Annotated in this window: 23 protein-coding genes; 13 read left to right on the top strand and 10 right to left on the bottom strand. The window is 40.9% G+C overall.

The window, feature by feature from the left end:
- The first annotated feature begins 31 nt into the window (after positions 1-31).
- Positions 32-1150, top strand: coding sequence for a hypothetical protein (locus tag E2I05_RS00955; RefSeq protein WP_121854640.1), 1119 nt, complete (start codon positions 32-34; stop codon positions 1148-1150).
- On the opposite strand, the gene coaD is transcribed toward E2I05_RS00955, so the two are convergent.
- Together coaD and E2I05_RS00945 are read right to left on the bottom strand one after the other, a co-directional pair.
- Positions 1143-1619, bottom strand: coding sequence for a pantetheine-phosphate adenylyltransferase (gene coaD, locus E2I05_RS00950; protein WP_121854641.1), 477 nt, complete (start codon positions 1617-1619; stop codon positions 1143-1145). The genes E2I05_RS00955 and coaD overlap by 8 nt on opposite strands.
- Complete coding sequence (locus E2I05_RS00945; RefSeq protein WP_376707908.1) at positions 1619-2875, bottom strand: mechanosensitive ion channel family protein; 1257 nt, start codon at positions 2873-2875, stop codon at positions 1619-1621. Before E2I05_RS00945 ends, coaD begins: the two co-directional genes overlap by 1 nt.
- Before the next feature lie 125 nt (positions 2876-3000).
- Between E2I05_RS00945 and E2I05_RS00940 the strand changes: the two genes are divergently transcribed.
- On the top strand, positions 3001-3399 hold the full coding sequence (locus tag E2I05_RS00940) for a thioredoxin family protein (RefSeq protein ID WP_121854642.1): 399 nt from the start codon (positions 3001-3003) through the stop codon (positions 3397-3399).
- Here the strand turns inward: E2I05_RS00940 and E2I05_RS00935 are convergent.
- Positions 3388-4314 carry a Ppx/GppA phosphatase family protein gene (locus E2I05_RS00935; RefSeq protein ID WP_121854643.1) on the bottom strand — a complete coding sequence of 309 codons (927 nt, stop codon included), beginning with the start codon at positions 4312-4314 and terminating at the stop codon, positions 3388-3390. The two genes, E2I05_RS00940 and E2I05_RS00935, sit on opposite strands and share 12 nt — an antisense overlap.
- Complete coding sequence (gene rhlB, locus E2I05_RS00930) at positions 4315-5628, bottom strand: ATP-dependent RNA helicase RhlB (RefSeq protein WP_121854644.1); 1314 nt, start codon at positions 5626-5628, stop codon at positions 4315-4317.
- A 316-nt stretch (positions 5629-5944) separates the two neighbouring features.
- On the opposite strand from rhlB, the gene trxA reads away from it, so the two are divergent.
- The 3 genes from trxA (at position 5945) to E2I05_RS00915 (ending at position 9080) form a co-directional block, all read left to right on the top strand.
- Positions 5945-6271 carry a thioredoxin TrxA gene (gene trxA, locus E2I05_RS00925; protein WP_121854645.1) on the top strand — a complete coding sequence of 109 codons (327 nt, stop codon included), beginning with the start codon at positions 5945-5947 and terminating at the stop codon, positions 6269-6271.
- Positions 6272-6495: 224 nt separating this feature from the next.
- The gene (rho, locus tag E2I05_RS00920; RefSeq protein ID WP_121854646.1) at positions 6496-7761 is read left to right on the top strand and encodes a transcription termination factor Rho; all 1266 of its coding nucleotides are present in this window, start codon (positions 6496-6498) and stop codon (positions 7759-7761) included.
- A 173-nt stretch (positions 7762-7934) separates the two neighbouring features.
- The gene (locus tag E2I05_RS00915; RefSeq protein WP_121854647.1) at positions 7935-9080 is read left to right on the top strand and encodes a hypothetical protein; all 1146 of its coding nucleotides are present in this window, start codon (positions 7935-7937) and stop codon (positions 9078-9080) included.
- A 464-nt stretch (positions 9081-9544) separates the two neighbouring features.
- Here the strand turns inward: E2I05_RS00915 and E2I05_RS00910 are convergent, their stop codons facing one another.
- On the bottom strand, positions 9545-9925 hold the full coding sequence (locus E2I05_RS00910; RefSeq protein WP_170179605.1) for a group II intron maturase-specific domain-containing protein: 381 nt from the start codon (positions 9923-9925) through the stop codon (positions 9545-9547).
- 192 nt (positions 9926-10117) lie between these two features.
- Here E2I05_RS00910 and E2I05_RS00905 point away from each other — a divergent pair, with 192 nt between their 5' ends.
- Complete coding sequence (locus E2I05_RS00905; protein ID WP_133309417.1) at positions 10118-11263, top strand: ISAs1 family transposase; 1146 nt, start codon at positions 10118-10120, stop codon at positions 11261-11263.
- On the opposite strand, the gene E2I05_RS00900 is transcribed toward E2I05_RS00905, so the two are convergent.
- From E2I05_RS00900 to E2I05_RS00880, 5 genes are all read right to left on the bottom strand, one after another.
- Positions 11161-12075, bottom strand: a complete 915-nt coding sequence (locus E2I05_RS00900) for a reverse transcriptase domain-containing protein (RefSeq protein ID WP_133309416.1) — start codon at positions 12073-12075, stop codon at positions 11161-11163. The two genes, E2I05_RS00905 and E2I05_RS00900, sit on opposite strands and share 103 nt — an antisense overlap.
- Before the next feature lie 1105 nt (positions 12076-13180).
- Positions 13181-13489 carry a DUF3325 family protein gene (locus E2I05_RS00895; protein WP_121854027.1) on the bottom strand — a complete coding sequence of 103 codons (309 nt, stop codon included), beginning with the start codon at positions 13487-13489 and terminating at the stop codon, positions 13181-13183.
- Entirely contained in the window at positions 13486-15018 is a 1533-nt protein-coding gene (locus E2I05_RS00890; RefSeq protein ID WP_121854026.1) for a PepSY-associated TM helix domain-containing protein, read from the bottom strand. The genes E2I05_RS00895 and E2I05_RS00890 overlap by 4 nt, the downstream gene beginning before the upstream one ends.
- The gene (locus tag E2I05_RS00885) at positions 15015-15305 is read right to left on the bottom strand and encodes a hypothetical protein (protein WP_121854025.1); all 291 of its coding nucleotides are present in this window, start codon (positions 15303-15305) and stop codon (positions 15015-15017) included. The genes E2I05_RS00890 and E2I05_RS00885 overlap by 4 nt, the downstream gene beginning before the upstream one ends.
- Positions 15306-15401: 96 nt before the next feature.
- On the bottom strand, positions 15402-17816 hold the full coding sequence (locus tag E2I05_RS00880; protein WP_121854024.1) for a TonB-dependent receptor: 2415 nt from the start codon (positions 17814-17816) through the stop codon (positions 15402-15404).
- 427 nt (positions 17817-18243) lie between these two features.
- Here E2I05_RS00880 and prmA point away from each other — a divergent pair, with 427 nt between their 5' ends.
- The 7 genes from prmA (at position 18244) to E2I05_RS00845 (ending at position 22835) form a co-directional block, all read left to right on the top strand.
- Positions 18244-19125, top strand: coding sequence for a 50S ribosomal protein L11 methyltransferase (prmA, locus tag E2I05_RS00875; RefSeq protein WP_121854023.1), 882 nt, complete (start codon positions 18244-18246; stop codon positions 19123-19125).
- Positions 19126-19329: 204 nt separating this feature from the next.
- Positions 19330-20298, top strand: a complete 969-nt coding sequence (dusB, locus tag E2I05_RS00870) for a tRNA dihydrouridine synthase DusB (RefSeq protein WP_121854022.1) — start codon at positions 19330-19332, stop codon at positions 20296-20298.
- Positions 20299-20315: 17 nt separating this feature from the next.
- On the top strand, positions 20316-20621 hold the full coding sequence (fis, locus tag E2I05_RS00865; RefSeq protein ID WP_121854021.1) for a DNA-binding transcriptional regulator Fis: 306 nt from the start codon (positions 20316-20318) through the stop codon (positions 20619-20621).
- 122 nt (positions 20622-20743) lie between these two features.
- The gene (locus E2I05_RS00860) at positions 20744-21538 is read left to right on the top strand and encodes a DUF6387 family protein (RefSeq protein ID WP_121854020.1); all 795 of its coding nucleotides are present in this window, start codon (positions 20744-20746) and stop codon (positions 21536-21538) included.
- A gap of 88 nt (positions 21539-21626) precedes the next feature.
- Positions 21627-21839: an AlpA family phage regulatory protein gene (locus E2I05_RS00855; RefSeq protein WP_121854019.1), complete on the top strand. Its 213-nt coding sequence runs from the start codon at positions 21627-21629 to the stop codon at positions 21837-21839.
- Positions 21836-22063: a helix-turn-helix transcriptional regulator gene (locus E2I05_RS00850; RefSeq protein WP_121854018.1), complete on the top strand. Its 228-nt coding sequence runs from the start codon at positions 21836-21838 to the stop codon at positions 22061-22063. The genes E2I05_RS00855 and E2I05_RS00850 overlap by 4 nt, the downstream gene beginning before the upstream one ends.
- 301 nt (positions 22064-22364) lie before the next feature.
- Positions 22365-22835 (top strand): YagK/YfjJ domain-containing protein, encoded by a 471-nt coding sequence (locus E2I05_RS00845; protein WP_170179604.1) that lies wholly within the window; start codon positions 22365-22367, stop codon positions 22833-22835.
- The last annotated feature ends 258 nt before the right edge of the window (positions 22836-23093 follow it).

Below are 23093 nucleotides of genomic sequence, written 5' to 3'. Positions count from 1 at the left end.
CTCTGACTTTTAAAAATTAACTCGCATTGAAATGTCAACACCAGTTAGCCGCACTATTCAAATCACATCAGTGTCTAACCTTGCTCATGCATCTGCTGAATACTTTCAGAGTCAGGGGACAACACAAACACACCAAGATCACGAAATCCCCTTGGTTGACTTTAGAAGCATAAATAAAAGTTTTATTGCTCGTACGCCTAAGCTTTTTAGTAAAGAAACACTTCGACAAGCCCTTGCTTATTATCACGGTGGGCATAATCGGGATCCAACTGTAATCGAAAAACCAAGTATAACCTTAAGGCAAGGTTCCACTCGCTGTAACCATCTACGTTTTACTAATTTGATTGGGCGAATACATGGCGCAATAAGAATGGATGACTGCACATCAACAGAGTTAGAACAAATAACATTTACTTCTGAATGCCAAATTGACAATATCGATGAGATAAAAAAAGCTCTAAAAGAAAACAATATACCTGAAAGTCTTAAAAATTTAGTTTTAGAAGCTGTCCCTGTTATCGCTAAAGCGGCCAGATTAGAAGGGGAAACCGTTTTCATCAACTCCGTTGTACTTCGCTACCCCATGAACCGAGCATCATATCGGAAATTAGGCGAGTTTCCATGGCATAAAGATCCAAACAGCCTAACGGTGACTTGTGTACTTAATCCGCCAAAGCTCGAAATAATACCCCATACTCAATGTCTTTCTGAAGAAATAACCGAAAACTATGATTTTGCTTACGATAAAAATTATACTGGTGGGCAATTATTCTTTGGTACACGGCTACCTTGTGATGAGTACCGTATTTTCGCGTTAAAGCCGTCACCAACCGCAATGAGCATCAGAAGTGAAACTTTAGTCAAATTAGACTATCTGCCAGGCGAAGGCATCATGTTTGAAAATATTGTCTCTGAGCACCATGTACATGATATGTCTGTCATACAAAACATTGATGAATTAATCGCTAACTTGCCTGATGATGATAAGCTCGATGGTGAGATCGATTGCCTTTATGCGCATGAAAATACTCACAGTTTAAATCGAATTTTAATTTCTTTTTTCTTACAATTAACCCCAAAACAATTGGAAAGAACCATAACCCTCTCCCCTTTGAATAATTTAGCGATTCAAAGTGAATCGCTTAACTGAACGCCTGTATAGCTTTACTCACTTCCTTCGGAACAAATTGACTGATATCGCCACCATGGCGAGCAATATCCTTCACCAACGTTGAGGATATATGCCCAAACTCAGCTTTAGGCATCAGTAGTACGGTTTCAAACTCTTTACTTAAAGCTCGATTCATATTAGCCAATGCCATTTCATACTCAAAATCTGTCGTCGTTCTCACACCACGCAGTAATGCTGTGGCCTGATACTCGTCAGCAAAATCCACTAACAAACCGGAAAAACCAACCACTTCTAGACTGGACAATGATTTTGTAGCTTCTTTTACTAACGAAATGCGTTCTTCAAGATCAAACATTGGATTTTTAGCACTACTGTTAGCAACTCCAATGATCACTTTATCAAACAAGCTTGCACCACGCTTTATTAAGTCCATATGTCCGTTAGTGATAGGATCAAACGTACCTGGGTAAATTGCTATTCTATTCATTATATTTTACCTACCTGTCTTACATCTGCGCCTGATGGCGCTTGGTAAGCTCTTAAGTCAAATTCAGGCAGAATAGCAAAAATATGATCAAAAATATCGGCTTGAATATCTTCATAAACCGCCCAACGGGTATCGTTAGTAAAAATATACAACTCAATCGGTATCCCTGTCTGAGTCGGAGCCAATTGCCTCACCAATAAGGTCATCCCTTTGTGAACATTTTGATGATCGGCTAAATACTCGCGTAAATAGGCGCGAAGAGTACCTAAATTGGTGAGTCGACGGCCATTCACCAAGTTATCAATATCGCTAGTGTGTGCATTGATTTCACTAATTTCGGCTTCAATCTTAGGTAAGTATTGTTTGAGATGATTAACACTCAATAATTTTGCTTTGTCTTGTTCTGTCAAAAAGCGCACGCTACTGATCTCGATATTAATAGCGCGTTTTATCCGTCGACCACCAGATTCTGACATCCCTTGCCAATTGCGAAATGCGTCTGAAACGAGGGCATAAGCAGGGATCATGGTAATGGTGTTGTCCCAGTTTTGAACTTTTACCGTTGTAAGTGATACTTCGACTACTGCTCCGTCAGCGCCGTATTTATCCATTTGGATCCAATCACCAGAGCTTACCATTCGGTTTGCGGCAAGTTGGATGCCAGCAACAAAGCCCAAAATGGTGTCTCTGAACACCAACATCACTAAACCCGTCGCAACACCTAAGCCACTGAGAAAGAAGAATGGTGACTCTTTAGTAATCACTGCTACAGCTAAAATCATGCCGACAAAGAACAAAAACAATTTAATGAGCTGTACAAAACTTTTAACTGGCAAACGACGGGTTAAATGATGGCTATCAGCAATTGCATTACCGGCATCCATAGCCGCATAAATCGAACGAATAATAAGGATAACACTGATCAGATACAGGCCACGTTGCGCCACAGCAGCAAACAAAGGGTATTCTGAAAGTACATAAGACATCAACTCTGACAACACCAACACAGGAAGTATCACGATCAATTTATCAAATACTTTGTATTGAATAAGCACATCGTCCCAAGTGGCTCGCGTGCGCTTGATCAGCGCATGGATCATTTTGACAAGCACCCGTTTCGCAAGCAAATATATTAACCAAACAAAGACAACGGATAATGTTAATATGGCAACTGCAGTCAACACAGAGGCAAGCTCTGCATTCCACCCTTGGTCGATAAGCCACTTAGTGGCGTTCTCTGGCACATCAATTTTCACTCAGCACTCCTTGGCGATACATTATACCAATCACAGATAAGTCGTTCACTTTTCAATCTAAGCTTGAGTATATATCGAGCCTACTTCAAAATGCAGCATAACTTTTCGATTGGATCCTTAATACCATGTTAACAGGTGCTTTAAACCTTACTGAGTTACTCGCTGAATTAGCCAAATTTCCAGACTTTGACGGCAACTATCAAGTCAACTTATCAGTGATTGAGCCGCTTAAGCAAATTCAAACGCCCACAGAAATCGTTGTCATTATTGGCACATGGTGTCCAGATTGCCATCGTGATATTCCACGCTTCAACGCCATCATAAATGCCATTGGCAATGCAAACATTCAAGTGAAATATTTTGGCGTAGATAAACAAAAAGTCGATGTACAAGGACTGGCCGCTCAATACGAATTTAGCCGTTTACCAACTTATATCGTTAAGCAACAAGATAGTGAAATTGGTCGTATCATCGAACGACCTGAGTTAACACTAGAAGAAGACTTAGTGAAGTTACTTAACTGAACCTTGTAAAGTTTGGGCTAATTGATGAAGTACGCCTTCACGTAACGCCCCGCCCGACAGGTTAATCGAAGTGATTTCGAGTAACTCAAACAGCGCCAACATAATCGCGACGCCCGTCGCTAATGTTGGTGCTCGCTCAGGTGTTAAGCCTTCAATATTACTTAAGGTTGAACATGTTTGTTGCAGTATTTCAGTTCTAATTTGCTTGAGGAACGCTAATGTTATGACCTCGTCAAAGCCACGGTATCTCAACAATTCCACCAAAGTTTGAACACTTCCAGATGCGCCTACGGCACGAGAACATCCATAGGATTTAAGCATCTCTAAATGAGGTGATAAGACACGTTGAACTTGAGTGACCACGTTATCAAAATCCGCTTTTTGGTAGGGGAATTGAGAAAAATACGGCTGCTGATAACTGACACAACCTATCGGAAGGCTCGTTTTATACAAAAGTTTGTCACCGTCACCGATAATGAACTCGGTACTGCCACCACCAATGTCGATAACCAAACGGCGAAATTCGCCTTCTGTGGTATGAAACATCCCTTGATAAATAAGCTCGGCTTCTTGATCGCCAGAAATTATTTCAATACGTTGTCCCAAGATAGCCAACGCCTGCCCATTGAAATCGTCAGCGTTGCTAACATTTCTTAAGGTCGCTGTCGCAATGATCTTAGTTCGTTCAGACGGGATTTGATGCTGTTTGAGCTTTTGAGCAAACATGGCCAAACAATCCAGCCCCCGAATCATAGCTTCTGGTGTTAACTCACCATCGGCTTTAATGCCGTTGGCGAGTCGTACTTTGCGTTTGTATTTTGCCACAACATTAGGCTGGCCACATTCAAACTGGGCAACCAGCATATTAAAGCTATTAGAGCCAAGCGTTATGGCAGCAGCAAATCGAGAAGTCATTTATGAATGTCTGCGAGTCCGATCATGACGCTGCGGGCGGCTTTTTCCTCGTGGAGCGCCGCCAGGACGAGAGCCTGAGTTGCGTTCTCGAGTTGTTCTCGGTACGTGCTTACGGTGGATGGCAGCAGGTTTAGCTAAATCATCCAATAACGCATCACGGGCATAGCCTGTCACTGGGATAGAATGCTGAATGTAGTCTTCAATCGCAGGCAGGTTCAGAGCATATTCTTCACAAGCAAAGCTCACTGAAATCCCCTTTTGACCGGCACGACCTGTACGTCCGATACGGTGAACATAATCTTCACAGTCATCGGGCAAATCAAAGTTATACACGTGCGATACATCCGCAATGTGTAACCCGCGCGCCGCCACATCCGTTGCCACTAAAATATCAATTTTGCCACTGGTAAATTGCTCTAAAATGCGTAAACGCTTCTTTTGCGGCACATCACCGGTAAGTAGCCCCACTCGGTGTTTATCGCCTTCAAGCCATGACCAAAGTTTTTCACAGATGTGTTTAGTGTTCGCAAACACGATGGCTTTTTCTGGCCAATCTTCCTCAATCAAACTCATGAGCAATGGAATTTTATCTTCTGCGGATGGATAAAATAACTCTTCTTTGATGTTTTTTGAGGTTTTTTCTTCAGGAGCAATTTCGACTTTAACGGGATCATTCATATGATCGTAAGCCAATTCTTGCACTTTCATTGACAATGTCGCTGAAAACAACATATTTAAACGTTGTTTTGAGTCTGGCATTCTGCGAAATAAGAAACGGATGTCTTTTATAAAGCCTAAGTCGAACATACGATCAGCTTCATCTAGCACAACCGCTTGGATCGCGCTTAAGCTGATCACACCTTGGCGAACGTAATCGATAATTCGCCCAGTGGTACCAATAAGAATATCCACGCCTTTTTCAAGCACTTTCATCTGCACATCGTAGCTTTCACCACCGAACACAATCCCAACTTTAAGTTTTGTGTGGTCTGAAAGCAGCTTGGCGTCTTTGGCGATTTGAATCGCAAGTTCACGAGTCGGCGCCATGATGATCGCACGGGGCTGATTTAATTGACGCGATTCTGGAGCTGGAGTCGTCAACAAGTGATTAAAAGTAGCGACCAAAAAGGCCATGGTTTTACCCGTGCCGGTCTGTGCTTGACCAGCAATGTCTTTCGTCTGAAGAAGTACAGGTAAAGATAAAGCTTGAATTGGAGTACAAAACTCGAATCCATTTTCACTTAAGGCTGATTTTACTTTAAGATCCAAAGCTAGATCAGCAAATTTTTGACTTGATAAATGTGTATCGCTCATAGCGTAGGCATACCAGTTAGGGTTGCAACAATATCAATTCTGAAAGAATTGATAAAAATACTTGACCGTTTGTAATAACAACAATAAAAAAAAGGTCTGTTAAAAAATCCGGAGCTGAGCACTTGATTCTTAGTTCTCACTTTCGATGCTTTTAGCTGCTACGTATTTATTATTTACGTTAAAATGGCAGCATTGCATTACAAGGCATAAAAAGCTGACATTTAGCAGTATTCGGACTTGAAAGTACAAGTACGTATCCCAATATACAGGTTAAGCCGTTAACAAACCAGCAATGGCAACCGAACTGGAGAACTTCATGAGTGATAAAATTATTTACCTAAGCGACGACAGCTTTGAAAACGACGTATTAAAAGCTGAAGGTCTTGTATTAGTAGACTTCTGGGCAGAGTGGTGTGGTCCTTGTAAAATGATTGCTCCAATTCTTGACGATATCGCTGAAGAATACGCCGGTAAACTAACGGTAACCAAGTTAAATGTTGATCAAAATAACCAATCTCCTGCTAAATATGGCGTACGTGGCATTCCTACATTGCTTATTTTCAAGAATGGTGAACTTGCAGCAACTAAAGTTGGCGCATTGTCTAAAACTCAATTAAAAGAATTTGTCGACGCTCAACTGTAAGTTCAGCCTCGAAATCAACACAAAAAACATGAAACTTGGCACAAATATCGATTAATTGTGTCAAGTTTTTCTAAATTTCTGGACGAACTCCTTACTTAGTGCTAGTTTGTTATACAAATAACATCGAAATATTCAATTCTCACTCACTGAACCATAATCCTGGATAACAAAACATTACTGTCATAACATCAGTAGATTTTGTCACGCAAAACAAGACCCCCAACATGAATTTATCAGAACTTAAAGAGACCCCCATATCCAAGCTAGTCGAACTAGCTGAAAGTATGAAACTAGAAAATATGGCCCGTGCACGTAAGCAGGACATCATTTTCGCCATTCTAAAAGCACACGCAAAAAGCGGCGAAGACATCTTCGGCGGTGGTGTATTAGAAATTCTCCAGGATGGTTTCGGCTTCCTACGAAGTGCTGGCGGCTCCTATCTCGCAGGTCCAGATGACATCTATGTATCGCCAAGCCAAATACGCCGCTTTAACATGCGTACTGGTGATACCATTTTTGGTAAGATACGCCCTCCGAAAGAAGGTGAGCGTTACTTTGCATTATTGAAAGTCAACGAAGTTAATTTCGACAAACCAGAAAATTCTCGTAGCAAAATCTTATTTGAAAACCTAACACCGCTTCACGCTGATGAACGTATCCGCATGGAGCGTGGTAATGGTTCAACGGAAGACATTACCGCACGAATTTTAGATTTGTGTTCGCCAATAGGTAAAGGCCAGCGTGGTTTGATCGTTGCACCGCCAAAAGCGGGTAAGACCTTACTACTACAGAATATAGCTCAGTCGATCACTCATAATAATCCCGATGTATTGTTGATGGTATTGCTCATTGACGAACGTCCTGAAGAAGTGACCGAAATGCAACGTTTGGTTAAAGGTGAAGTGATTGCTTCAACCTTTGATGAGCCTGCTAGCCGTCACGTTCAAGTGGCTGAAATGGTCATTGAAAAAGCCAAGCGTTTAGTTGAACACAAAAAAGACGTTGTCATTTTGTTAGATTCTATCACTCGTTTAGCGCGCGCTTACAACACTGTGATCCCTTCATCGGGTAAAGTACTTACCGGTGGTGTTGATGCTAACGCTCTACATCGTCCAAAGCGTTTCTTTGGTGCCGCTCGTAACATCGAATTCGGTGGCAGCTTAACAATTATCGCGACCGCCTTAGTGGATACTGGTTCTAAAATGGATGAAGTCATCTACGAAGAATTTAAAGGTACCGGTAACCAAGAGTTGCATCTTTCTCGCAAAGCAGCTGAAAGACGTGTCTTCCCAGCGATTGACTTTAATCGCTCAGGTACTCGTCGTGAAGAAAAGTTAACCACACCCGACGAACTTCAGAAGATGTGGATTTTGCGTAAGATCCTTAATCCAATGGATGAAGTAGGCGCAATGGAGTTCTTAATCGACAAGCTGGCTTTAACCAAAACCAATGATGAATTCTTTACGGCCATGAAACGCGCTAAATCCTAATAACGCGTGCTCAATTCACACAAAAAACCAGTCATTTGACTGGTTTTTTTATGCCACCGCCTGCTCTCTTTAATAAAATTTAATCTAATCGGCTCGATTAATAAACCATACTTACTTATATTGTGCGCCTAACTCATTAAATTATATGCATTAAATTATTGTAGGTCCTGAGCATGTCTGTCGAGCAAATCAAATACAGTGTTTTTTACCCTGATGAAATTACCAATGTTGACGGGAAAATTAATACCGTAGAAGCAGGTAAATTATCAAAAGCTTACGTTAGGTGTTATGAACGAGAAGAAGGTACCAATAAGGTACTAGGCAATTTTGAATATCAAGTAACAAACGAAAATGGTAAGCATCGACTTACTGAAATTTACAGTGAAAAAAAAAGACCCTTCAGAGTTCAGCTCGCGGCCTTTCATTTTGCCAAAAATTGGCATGAAAAAAATAACCAAAATTACCAATTTTCATTTGACGATTATAAAATAATTTCAGAGCCTGCGCTGTCTATCGAAGGCGTAAAAACCAGTAAATCATACGCGATAAGTGAGCAACAAACTTCAAGTTCGAACAAAGAGTTATCTACTGAAATCGATAGTGTTTCACTACACACCAGTTTTGACGCTCTATCACTTTCTTCACATTTTAGTCCCGAACAACCTCATGTTGGCTCTTTTATTAATTGGTGGCAAAACAAAATCACTGCTAGCACAGATCATACTCGTCATCATGTGACTCAATTAAGTGAAGCCGATGACATGATTGCTTCACAACTTAGTAAACATCAGTTTCAAACAAACTCAGCCGTATTGGTCGATAAAAGCTGTACACAATCCTTAGCAGAAGTTAAGCGAGGAATGCCTACACTAGTTCAAGCGCTAAGAAAAAAGCACCCTAATAAAACCATATTATTTCCGCTTGGGGTAAATGAAAGAGGTTGTTTAACCAATGCTCATACTGTCTTAGGCATAGTGACGCCAGAAACAATGCTTATTATTGATTCCGACAGATTTAATTTTTATGGCGTTATTAAATCGGTGAGCACACGATTTCAAGGTTTGTTTGATACCACGAATTGCAGCCGTTATGCTGCTTATACCTGCATTGAATTAGCAAAAAAACTTGATGTACAAGCGGACAACATTACAGAAAGCGCTATTAAACAAGCACTGTCCTCTGATGTTTCCCCTCCATCATTAGATGTACTCGATAACTTATACCATCCTGTAACCACCGAAGAAGACGATACGGTGTACGATGAAAGTGTTTTCAGTGGAAACTATGAGAAATGGCTTAGTGTCGATGTTTCAGAATAGTAAACGGCGGATCAACTTAGTCACAATATTACCCTCACACCCAAGTATTCATAAGCAATTGATAGTAATGTCAAATACAGTAATTAATCTCTCACTCAGCAAGAGATAAAGGTTTTCAGTACAAGGCGCATGTTCGAAATACTAAGTACCTGACCATAAGTTTCTTAAGATTTTCTAGTGCCTAGTTTCACCACTCTACTGTGTTGCAACTTCGGTTAAATAGCTACGGCTATGCGCCCTACATTGCGTCTTGTATAGCACTAAACCTGAACACAATAATTATCAAAGAACTTATCGACAGGTACTTATATTCCCTACGACTGCCATACAAAGCTGGCGTTCAAGTAGAGTAGGCTACTGGCTTCGCTATCGCTTATCCAGCAGCCCCTCTTCGATTCCGTGCATGAGGTTTTCCCTCACACGGCTCTGTTGTTACACTTCTCTCAGCCCCTTCACTTTGCTTATCATCTTGTCGTGGGTAAATACTCAAGACCAGCTTGGCGTAATTTTTCGTAAGCACCTCGTGATAGATACTTGCTTCGACGTTGACTTAAGCGACGATGCCAGCGATAGAACCGGTTTACTACAAATCCATTTATTCTGAAAAATACACCTCTGGGATAACCTATCCCACCAAAATAGTGTTTCCATCCCCTCAGAACTTGATTAACCTTATTTATCAGTACGCCAAGTGTATTTGAGGTTCGGTGTTTCACTATGTCTCTGATTTTATTTTTCAGCTTTGTTTGGCTCTTCTTAGACGCCTGTATCTTGATGTAACTGGTGCCTTTGATGAGGCCTGTGATCCGTTGAAAGTTAAAACCGAGGAAATCAAACTCATTCATCAGCTTTCCCATATCCACACAGTGGGTTTTACTTTGATTTAGCTTCAGACCTTCATCACTTAATTGCTGTGTTATCCAGTCCAGTTGCTCTTGTGTGTAGGTTTGCTTCAGGGCGGGATCGCGCTTTAGGTCTTGAAAAAAATAATTAAAGAAATTTTGAACTTTCCTCTATAACGATGATCAGATCGACAAATGAATACTGATTTGAGCCTGATTATGGACGTAATGAAAGAGATTGAGCAAATTGAAGACCATCGTGTAGAAGCCAATAAAGAGTATGATTTAGCGGATATTATTTTTCTTACTATTGCCGCAGTGCTTTGCGGTGCGACAGGGTGGAAAGCCATCAACATTTTTGGGGAAGCTCAATTAGATTGGTTAAGACAATACCGTCCATTTAGTAACGGTATCCCGACAAGACATTCAATTGGAAGAATAATTAGAGGTGTTAAAGCCGAAAGTATGATGTCTTGCTTTATTAACTTTTCCAACACATTACGGGAACGAGATGGTAAAGAGCATATCAGCTTTGATGGTAAAGTGGCTTGTGGTTCTAAGCACGGGGATAACGTAGCAGCGCTTCAACTAATGACGGCAATGGTTGTGGATAATGGACTGATAATACGTCAAAAAGAAACGTCGACTAAAACGAACGAAATCCCTGTAATGCAATCCATGCTAAAACACATGGACATTGAAAATGCAGTTATTACCGCTGACGCCATGCACTGCCAGAAAGAAACTACAGCCTTAATACGTGAGGGAAAAGGTGATTACGTTCTTCAAGTGAAAAAGAATCAAGGTAAATTACTTGCTGAAATTGAAGCTTATTTTCATAAGTGCTATAGAGATACACCAGAGCTTTTAAAAAAGAATCACTTTACAGAATTAGACGGTGAGCACGGACGAATTAATGAAAGACATTATCGCCTTTTGCCAATTACAAATTGGTTTGACGAAACAGCTAAATTTGTAGGCAGTCATGCCGTTGTTGAAGTCACTCGAATGCGAGAGCTGAAGAATAAATCAAGTCAAGAAACGTCTTACTACATAACTTCGTTAGCCAGTGATGTGAAAGATATAGCTAAATATATACGGAAGCATTGGGCAATTGAAAATAGTCAGCATTGGGTTCTCGATGTCACTTTTAAAGAGGATGCCTGTAAAATTTATGCTGATGATGGTGCAAAAAATTTGGCTACAATCAGAAGAAAGATTTTGAACTTAGTTAAAAGTCACTCTTCAAAAGACAGTGTTGCTGGCAAGATGCAGAGAGCCTGCTGGGATGCAAAATTTAGGGCTGAGATTTTGTTTGGTGAATATTTCATCAAAGCATAATCCCGCCCTGAGGTTTGCTTATGAAGTACAACAAAATCATCTGCATAGGTAACGATTTTACACGGTGTTTTTTCGTGTATTTTCAAACAGAAATCGTTGAGATAGATGTTAGCCAGTAGTGGAGAGATAACTCCGCCTTGCGGAGTGCCACATCGGCTTGCTTCTATTCGCCATTTCCCGTTGACCGTCTCTATGCTGATGGGCGCTTTGATAAAGCTTTTCAGCAAACTCAGAAAGCTGCTGTCGCTTATTCGCCTTTCTACTTTTGCCATCAACTTAGCGTGCGGTATGGTATCGAAATAGGCGCTCAAGTCAGCATCAAGTACGTGCTGATAGCCTTGTTTTAGGCTCATTTCAATGACTTTTACCGCTTGCTGGGCGCTTCGACATGGACGATAACCATAACTGTGTTCATGTAAATGAGGTTCGTAGACGGGTTGCATCACTATTGTCATCGCCATTTGCACAATTCTGTCACTGATTATCGGGATCCCAAGTTTCCGCGTTTTGCCGTTGTCTTTGAGTATTTCTACTCGTTTGACTGGGCTAGGTCGATAGTTTTTCTGTTGTAATTGAGTTTGAATTTCTTTTAACAGCGCAACGACTTTCTTTTGCTGCTCTAGATAACTGAATGTGATGCCATCAATTCCTGCTCCGCCTTTATTGGCTTTGCATCGTCGATAGGCTTCTTCGAGTATATCTAGGCGACTGAGTTTATCGTACAAGCTGTAAAATCGAAGCTCCGAGTTAAGCTTTGAGCGTAAGTAAAGTTTTCGCTGTAATATTCTGATATTTACTGGAGTGTTAGCCATATGGCAATTTCACCTCAAAAGTTACGTTAAAAAACGGGTATAACACTGAGCCCCTTCCCTGATGTAAAGTTATGTTGTCTTCACGGTTAACGGTACTATGGGCTCATCCGACTGCCTGAGCGCCCTATCTGAAATTTCGGTTTACCTTATATTCGGATAGTGGAAGTCACTACCTTCCAACACTCAGGCTCTCCCACGTTCACTTTATTTCCTTCAATACATGCCACTTCATATTACGCCGGAAGATCAAACAGATGCATTTACCAGTTGCTTCTCTGTTTGTGTCAGGGTTCGTCAACTAGGAAAGACTCCCCATCTTCATTTTTTGATTTACGACGCTTAACTGAATTCGCTTGATGCTGCGGCCTACATTGCATCTCAACCTTTATTCAAGGCCTTTGTCACAGGGCTTCATGTCATAGCGGTTACCCATTATGCATGCCCGTCAGATTTCGGGATGAACTGGTAATTATCCCGTCAGGTACGTTTCAACCTGATGGACTTATTATAAATAATAACGTTGCTGTCTCTGGTTTATGGCCATGTAATCGCTTGGCTGCGTATACGTTGAGACAAATCCCGCAACAGAATAAAGCGCTTCGTGGCGCTCCCTAGAAACATCAGTTGACTGCGTTCTCAAGTGTAGAAAAAATGGCTGATATTAAGGCGTAGCTTGCAGCAAGTAGTTATTCTACTTGCAAAAGTTACAACGCAGATAGCAGCCATTTTAGCAAGCTTGTGAGCGTAGAGCATTTCACTCATTGGGTGAAAAACATGATAATAAAATCATCGTATTGCTCAAACAGTTACTCATATACTCAGCGTTCAATTGATGTTTTTAGGTTCAACGCACTTCGTGCTTTTGTCGGGATAATTCAAGAACGTGCAACGCAGTTATGGAAACCTTTAGCCTTGCCCTTCTGGAGCTTGTATGCGCACACTTTGATTTATAAAGAATACTTCACAAAATTATCTCAACGTAGCAATGTAATAGCGACAGTTTTGTATGTCGGTAATAACTATGTTTTCACCAATTTCGTTTGTACTTTTTGCGCATACATAGCTCTGAGTTGAGCATTTAATTACTGTAATTGGTATAAGAGGATTAGGCGTTTTTCATTTTGCGATTGGTTTGTTTATTTTTACCATGTCGAGATTCAGCCCAGCTTAATACAAGACCGACACATATAATAGTTAACGATAATCCCGTTAACCAATATAACCATGCAAAGCCCAGCAGTGGTTGCTGTGATAAATACCATTGGGAAGCTAATAAGCTTCCCAATGCCAAGGCCGTTATCCACTTCTCAACTTTTGCCGTCAGCGATGTGTTAAATACACTGTGATAGTGTTTTCTGGAACTCAATGAAAAACCACAGATGGCTATTATCATCAATAATATTGAAAGGATCATATTGTCACTCCTGCCGTTTTAAGCAGCTCGTTCGACATGACTTGCCGAATACGCAGAAAATTAGCCAACCACAAGGTGCCGATACCTACCACCATAAAGCCTAAACTGACTCCGAGATACTGCCAATTTTCAGATGTGATTGCCGCCAGTAAATAGTGCGATGGTAGAAGCAAATCTATAAGCGGCAGCAGCAAAAAGCCTGCTCCAATCAAGAACAAAAATCGGCTCCACCAATGTGTACTTCGTAACCATGCTGCGACAACGGCAGTTATCAACCAACTACCAAAGAAAACTGATAATTCAGTGGCTTCCCGCTCAATCATATCAGTGGGCAGTATTCGATTAGCATAAAACAAACTCATTATCGCGACAGCCAAACCTCCCAGCACGGATTGGTTCAACCAAGCCACCATTTTGCTGCCCAAATGCATTTTATTACTGGCGATACGTTGATTTAGCCAGAGTATGGAGCCTGTGGCGATTAACGCACAGCTAAAAACCCCTAAAAGAAACAACATAAAGCGCAAGCCATTTGGGGCAAATTTGGCTTCATGGAGGCCAAGAAAAATATAGCTGATCTGTTTCGGTATTCTAGCAGGCTCTGTGCTGTGAATAAGTTGCTGTGACGTCGCATCAAAGGTCAATGTTTCACTTTGTCTGGACAAGGCTTGGGATTTATTACGGTAAAACACTAAGTAGCCATTTTTATCATAAGGATATTGATAACTGATGAATGACACACTATTCGGCTCAGACCAACGCTCATTGACTTGCGTTATTATCGCACTTATGTCACTGATCGGTGCACTAGGCTCTCCTGAAGGCGCTTTTATGAATGATTTTGGGCTGACTTGTTGTGAAAGCTCACGATAGCCTTTGTCATAATGCAAGTTTGCTGAGGTCGGCACATACATCGAAAGATAGAACAGTAGCGCGCTGGCACAAATCATGAAGCAAAATGGAATAGTCACAATCCCCATGATCGCGTGCACGTCAGTCAATCCTCGCTTTATGTTTTTCCATCTTAAACTGAAAAAATCTTTAAAAAATCGTCTATGAGTGAAAATACCACTGAATACTCCCACTAACATGATGAATGCAGCGATGCCACTTAAGTAACGACCGCCATAATCTCGCAATTCAAGCGCGTAATGAAAATGGACAAAAAAATCACCACCGACCGTGTCTCGCGACTCAACTTCACTTTCAGATAGAGTTTGCCTTTGTTGTTGTCTTCGACTTTGTCCCGGCAATTGCCAACTTATTTGCAGTTTTTGATCACGAAGGCTACCCAGATTGATGCTCCATTTTTCCGCACCCGCTCCTTCCTGTTTCAAGGTGCTAACAGCAAGGTTAATAGGATCTCGAGCGTTTTGCTGCTGCAAACGTTCTGGTTGCATCCAGACATTCAGTTCTTCGGCGTAGTAGCTTAATGTACCTGTGACAAAAACAGTAAACACCAACCAACTCAGTAACAATCCACTGTACGTATGCAGCCAAATCATCGAACGACGAAAGTTCCCTTTCATAGTGAGCCCCCTGCTGGGAATAACCAATATAAGCTCAACAAACTGAGACTGAATAAGCTAGTGTCACGCACGGCTGCTGTCGCTGTTTTGCAGCAGAAACACCAGATAAATGCGCCAAAGCAAAACACGTAGCTTATCATCATTCCGATATAAACCGCATCGTGAGGATTATTGGTGAATAGCCACAGGGATATTGGGATCATCCCTAAACTGCCTGCTATGCCCACTCCATAACCGCCAAAAATGGCAGTAAATACCCGAATGAATATCGGTGTTGAGAATGACATAGAGGTTTCCTTTTTATTTCAATAGGTTTTTAAAAATATAAAAACCAGAGCGTGAAGTAACACGCTCTGGTTTTTCACTTCAATGATTAACCGACCTTATAAGGCATAGTTCAGTGTTAATTTCACGTTTCGCTCTTCTCCAGGCGTTCCGCCCAAAAACATCGCCTTACTGTAATAATCTTTATTCAGCAGATTATTGACATTCAGCTGTACTTTCCATGCTTCTGCTTTATAACTGAAAGCCGCATTCATAATGGTATAGGCTGGTACGTAACCATAAGGGATCCCAAACGATGATGAACCGGCTGTGCGTTTATCGACATATTGAGCCCCTAAACTGATGTTCATTGGGTTGCTCAGATTGAACCAATCATTAGTGTGAGTTACCCAAGCACTTGCTGTAACAAACGGAATACCTTTTTTCAGTTCATCATCTTGATCACGTGCATCTTGATAGAGACCATTAATGTTAACCATCCACTGATCATCCAGTTGTGCATTTACATCTAACTCAACACCTTTGGTTTTTTCTTCACCATCGTACAAAAACTGAGGAATACCTGGGGCATCAGGGTTATCTCGGTATTCAGGGTTGGTATAGGCAATATTAGTACGGGCACTTTCGAACACGACCAATGACGCTAAAAGTTGGTCGTCAAAGGCTTTATAACGGAACCCTAAGTCATTGCTGACCGACTCAGAATCCTCACGCTCTTGATCAGAGGCTTTAATTGCGCCAAGAATGCTATAAGCCGTACGTCCTTTCGAGTGGTTAATAAACACTGACATATTTTCAAAGGGCCTATACGTTACGCCAAGGTTGTAAGTGATACCTTTATCTTTACTGTCTTCTTCAGGCGTTGGTGCTGCAGCACTGGCACGGTAGCGCTCGTCGACACCTAAATGCTGATAAGTTTGCTTAATTTCGTTAAAGGCCACACCGATCCGTGAGGTAAAGTATTCACCAAAGTAACCGACATGCTGGATACCCACACCCCAAGCACTGACACTTTTTTTGTAGTTCGATGTAAGTAATGGATCATAATCTTCGAAGTTTCCATGATCCCAATTTGGGTTACGAATGTCATAAATGTACGATAATTGACCTTGGTAGATCTGATTGCCATCTTTGTCATTGATGGTTTTATCAGCGTCATATATTGAATATCGCTGAAAATCTATATCTCGGTCTTCATAATTCGCGTTCACCAATATTTCATTATTGATACCATCAATCTGGAAGTCATAACGTAAGTCAGCAAAATACTGCATTGAGCTTTCGTCCGCGTCGACTTTACGATACTCCTGACGACGAGCGGCAAACGGGTATAGCACCCCATCTTCAACTAATGGAGCTCGTGGATTGGCGTTTACGACACCTTTTCTGTTCCAATAAACATAGTTGTAAGCGCCCGTTTGACGAGTGAATCCAGAAGTGTAGTCACGATATTGTAACTGCTGATTTAAAAATAAATTGTCAGTGAAGTAGATGTTGTGAGTCAATTTAAAACGTAACTCTTCACCTTGATTATCTTTCGATAACGGTGAGATTAACCCTTGGCCATTTAAGTCAAATGGTGTCACACCATCACCTGATGCAAGTGAGTCAGCGAGCTGCTTGCGTTGTTCGTCGGTTAACTGGAGCCCTAGTCCATTTGGATCATTCACCAAATCTTCCCATGTAGCCTCTTCAGCCGGTTTTCCCGTAGAAGCTTCATTGTAAATTCGAATGGGATCGCCAATTGAATCCACAGCTAAAGCGTCATTAATATACGCCACTGAAAACATCACATCTTGGCTGTCAGTTACTAAATATTTGAGTGAACCATAGATTTCATCTCTGTCGGAACCCAAACCGCGATAACCATCACTTTGTGCGCTTTTCCCTACCACGCGGTAGGCCAATTTATCGGTAATGCCAGCTGTACTATCAAAAGCTAAGCTGTAACTGTCCCACTGACCAATTTCTGTAGTCAGTTCGTGGCGAGATTCAAATTGGGGTTTCTTTTCAATTAAATTGATCACACCACCCGCACTGCCCATGCCATAAAGACCTGTTGCAGGCCCTTTTAAAACTTCGACAGATTCAATATTGGTCAGAGAACGGGTTGGGTTGAAGGTGTTACCTAAGCCTGCACCGCCGTACATACCATCGAAGGTATAATTGGCACCCAAACCACGTACCACAATGTTGTCGCCGATACCGTAATTGTTACCCGCTTGAATTACACCACTGATGTTATTGAGCACGTCTTGTAAACTGGTAATCCCTTGAGCTTCAATGAGTTCTTTATCCACAATCACTACGGCTGCAGGTGTTTCCATTAGCGACATGTTTGATTTAGTCGCTAAGCCTGAATCCATCACAACTTGGTTTTGGCGACCATAAACTGTAATACGTTCAATCTTATTCTTTTCTGCACTCACATCCTTTTCGGCAGCGTAAAGCGGTGAAGCTATAAAAGTGGAAGCACAAGCTGCAGCAAGCAGCGAAATACGAAATGGAATCATTGATAAAAGCTCGATATCACAAAGTTATCACAAATGATAACGATTTACATTAACATTGCAACTCCTATTCAATGCCTACTTCGACTGAATAATCATAATGTGATCAACATCAATATAGAACACGTCGACACCAAACCAACCCGTCCTAATACCCGTGATACTTGATCCTAAATAAATCGGTTGAATGCACAATATAACTTTAATTTATTGAAATTAAATACAAAATCAAACAACCCGAATTCACCCATCAGGTGAGTGCTGAACATTCATAACAGAACAGAAGACACTCCTTATACTCAACTTGGCAGCGTCAACCGCCACTCCTTTTATGAATCAGGTTTCATTTAGTCCATCGTATTTTGGTGTAAATAACTGACTGGTGCGTATACAATAGCGCCCCAAAATGTACTCAATAAAGGATCGACTCATGCCTTGGATTCAACTGCGCATCAATTCGGACAGCCAACATGCTGACGAAATCGGTGATCTTCTGATGGAAGAAGGTGCGCTTTCAATCACATTAGAAGACGGTCAAGATCAACCTATTTTTGAACCTAAGCTGGGTGAAACTCCTTTATGGAATGAAACCATCATCATTGCACTATTCGAAGCCGATATGGATTTGAATCCTGTGATTGAAATACTCAAAGCCTTCCCCGCACTCGGTAAAGATGTTCAATATAAGGTTGAACAAATTGAAGACAAAGACTGGGTTCGCGAATGGATGGATAATTTCCACCCCATTAAATTTGGCGAGCGGTTATGGATCTGCCCAAGCTGGCGCGATATTCCTGATCCAAAAGCCATTAATGTCATTTTAGACCCCGGTTTAGCCTTTGGTACTGGCACCCACCCCACCACAGCTTTATGTCTTGAATGGCTTGATGGTCTAGATCTTTCCACATCTGACGTTATCGACTTTGGCTGTGGTTCAGGCATTCTTGCGGTTGCAGCACTTAAACTGGGCGCGCAATCTGTGTCAGGCATCGATATTGATTACCAAGCTATTGAAGCTTCAAAAGCCAATGCTGAGCGTAACCAATGCAGCGATAAACTAAAACTTTACTTGCCCGAGCAAGCACCAAAAGATCTGAAAGCCGACGTGCTGGTCGCGAATATTCTAGCAGGCCCATTGCGTGAACTCGCCCCATTAATTGCAGAACAAGTGAAGTCCGGCGGCAAACTGGCACTCTCTGGTTTACTGCATGAGCAAGCCGAAGCACTGCTTGAGCACTATGGTCAATGGTTTGAAATGGATCAACCAACTTATAAAGAAGACTGGACACGCTTAACAGGCATTCGAAAATAGCGACACAGCTCAATATTAAACCGCCCAAAAGATTGCAATAATGGGAACAAATTGTAAATGCCGTGTATCCCCTGTGTTGTTCGGCAGATCACAGCTACAAAATGTCAAGTAAAAAAGTTGCTCCCAGGTCATTTATTGACCTTTTCAAGACCGCTAAAAAGGGCTAATATAGCGCCCCTTTAACGCACAAGGTGAAGAAAGCGCATGCAAATTGGACCCTATCAACTGAAAAATCAGCTGATCGTGGCGCCAATGGCTGGTGTCACCGATCAGGCTTTTCGAAATCTGTGTTTGCGTCATGGCGCCGCTTTAGCGGTTTCTGAAATGCTGTCTTCGAATCCTTTGGTTTGGGATTCTGAAAAGAGCAAGCATAGAATGATGCACTCAGGCGAAGAAGGCATTCGATCAGTGCAAATAGCAGGTGCCGATCCAAAGTTAATGGCAGACGCGGCTCAGTTCAATATTGAACAAGGCGCTCACATCATTGACATTAATATGGGTTGCCCAGCTAAGAAGGTGAATAAAAAACTCGCCGGTTCAGCGCTCATGCAAGATCCAGAACTTGTCGAGCGCATTTTGGCAGCAGTAACAACGGCTGTTGAAGTACCGGTCACGTTAAAAATTCGAACTGGGTGGGATCCTGAACACAAAAATGGTGTTCAAATCGCTCAGATTGCAGAAAGTTGTGGTATTGCTGCACTCGCCGTTCACGGTAGAACACGTCAATGCATGTATAAAGGCGACGCCGAATACGACACAATCAGGGCAATAAAACAGGCTGTTTCGATCCCGATTATTGCAAACGGTGACATTACTACTCCAGAGAAAGCGCGCTTTGTACTGGAAAAAACCGAAGCCGATGCATTAATGATAGGACGAGGCGCCCAAGGACGGCCATGGATTTTTAACGAAATCCAACACTACTTGGAGACAGGTGAAAACCTAACTCCAGTTAGTCAAGCTGATAAACGTCGCATAATGTTGGAGCATCTAACCAAATTGCATGCTTTGTATGGTGAATATAAAGGAATTAGGTTTGCCAGAAAGCACATGGGTTGGTACTTGAACCAAGAATCGCAACGTCAGTTTAGGGCTGAGTTTAATCGGCTGGAAACCACTACAGAACAGTATTCCATGGTGGAATGCTATTTTGATGATTTAGTACAGAATTAATTAAGAGCAGAATACGAATGTTTGATCAGACAACTAATACAGAAGTTCACCAGTTAACCGTTGGCAAAATTGAAACGGCAAATGGCACCATTAAGCCACAATTATTACGTGACGCAGTGAAACGCGCTGTATCCAACTTCTTCTCACAGTTAGACGGTCAGGACGCCACTGAAGTTTACGAAATGGTTCTTAGTGAAGTTGAAGCACCTCTACTAGACATCATCATGCAACACACTCGCGGTAACCAAACTCGCGCAGCTAACATGCTTGGCATCAACCGTGGCACGTTACGTAAAAAATTAAAAAAATACGGCATGAACTAAAAACAATAAGTTAACTTATTGAAAAATAAAAAGACTAGTGGTCAAACACTGGTCTTTTTTTGTTTTTATGACCCTACAATGTACCCCGAGCACATTCCTTAACTCATCTGTAAAAAGAATAAATGAAAAAAATTAGTAACGACAAGCACCCACATTGGCCTAATTGGTTTTCGATAAATAACTATGATTGTTTAGAAGAGTTAACTGGTGAGCAGTTTATTAACGAACTCGAAAGAAGGCTTCTTTGGCTACATCTGCCTATTTTAGCTGGAAAAAAAATGATTGACGATAAAGAGTGGGCTTTTATAAAAGAAAAAAGGTATGTCACGCTTTCACAGCCCAGTAGCACAAAAACTGATTACCCTGCCGTTACTATTCTTAACCATGTTGATATAGCTGTCATAAATGAAGAGATTAACCTGCTAAATAAAGATGAATCCTTATTAGAAGATTATCTCTATCACCTTCCTATTTTACGCAATGAAAATAGAGTCATTTTAGCCGTTGATCTTGCCACGGCTGACAATAAGACAATTCTAGGAAGTATGGAGCATATTTTAGATAAGATGCGTCAGCAATTATCGATACCTGAGCCAACAAAAAGTAAAGCGACGAAAGCGAGTGAACAAACATTCAAAAAGTTATTAAACTACAAAGTCATCCCTCTGTTAGATCTGATAATTCACTGCCAACAGTGTTTCATTTCAGACTCTACTAAAATTTCAACTTACTACACCCAGCCGATCTTAAATAAATTACTTTTTAAAGATCAGAAAAATGACGAATTTATCAAAAAAACTTTTATACCTTTTCTGAATCAAGTCCTAAATGATGAATCCTTTCTTGCAAAGTTGTTATCAAACATTAGAAAAGAAAGATATTTAATGAGTTCACGGCTAAAAAATATTTTGGGGTAAAAATCGACTTTCATTTCTACCCCGCTTTTTTGAACAAGCACAGGCATGATGAACTCAAGTTAAATGAGGACAACAACTAGGAGTATTCATGTCTACTTATTTAAGAAATGACCGCATAGTAAGAGAAGCCGAACGACAAAAGATTACTTCAATCAGTCGTTCTCAGGCTTTTCAACTTGAAAGGCAAAACCGTTTTCCTAAACGAATAAAACTTGGAAGCCGCTCTGTAGGTTGGAGATTATCAGAACTTCAAAAGTGGGTTAGCAAAGTTGCTGAACAAGGTAGCATTGAGGAACTATGACAATGAAACAAAGTGCTATTATTGCATCAATGCTTAAAAAACAGCAGCCTGAAAGGTTAATTCGAATAACTGAAATGACAGTGCTGCTTGGCATTCACCGCAGCACACTCAACCGAAGAGTAAAACGAAAACAATTTCCAAAGCCTAAAGTTGGCGCCAATAATAGGACTTTGGGTTGGCCAGTCAGTGTTTATAATAAATGGCTCAAGCAAGCATCCGATTAATAGGTGGTTTCGACCACCTAATTTTTTGGCTTATGGTGCGACAAATTACGACAAGATAAAGCTTCTTTTATCATTGTGAAATCTAGCAGTCCATAAACTCATTGTTTAATCAGTAAAACCAATACAGCAGATTGCTCCAAGCATGCAGTGCTCAAGGTTCAATCAAAGATCCCACGCTTATGTTGGTACAGGTTTTTAATAATATTTACCGTTAATGTATATTGATCACTTTCCTTATCATGAAGTTTTATTTCCCATTCAAAGTTTTGAAGAAGGGATAAACAAAAGCATAATGAATTGCATGATCACTCAAACTTTGAGTGCATTAGAGAAATACTCAAAAATACAATTAGTAAGATTTGATATACGTTGTTATTCAGAAACACCACAGAATAAAACTATCAGTTTACTCCGAAAAAACATTCTTAAATTTGCCAACCAAAAATATAAATCAACAGCATGGTTTTTCTGGGTTCGTGAACAAACAGAGTTTTCAGACAAAGCACATTATCATTGTTATCTTTTATTAAACGGTCATAAGGCTAAAGCTGGTGGGGCTTGGAAGCTATTAGAAAAAGCAGAATATATGCAACCAGATATCGACTTTTGGATGCCAGAAAACCCTAGCTACCTACTAAAAAGAAATGATACCGAGCAGCTAAATTTAGCTATCTATCGTATCAGCTATCTAGCCAAAAACTACAGTAAACAACTTACTCCTAAAAATGTAAAAACATATCAAGCAAGTAAGCTTTCAGACACTAAAAAGTGATCAGAAGTTTCGTGTAAGAAAATGATCAAAAAAACCTGTTTTGATCACTTTCTTTTTTAACTATCAAACAACTCTGCACGAATAAAATCAAACGTAACCCAAGTGACTGCAAATTCTTCTAACAGATAACATGCAATTTCTGAAAAATGGAAAACGGGATTAACTTTCTTGCAGATCACAATATCTATGTATTAGAACTGATCACAAATTGTGAATTTAATAGTATCATTGCCAACTACTTAATGGACTAAAGTTGGC

The sequence above is a fragment of the Parashewanella spongiae genome (assembly GCF_004358345.1).
GTDB classification, from domain to species: domain Bacteria; phylum Pseudomonadota; class Gammaproteobacteria; order Enterobacterales; family Shewanellaceae; genus Parashewanella; species Parashewanella spongiae.
This window is presented reverse-complemented; position numbering and strand designations above follow the sequence as displayed.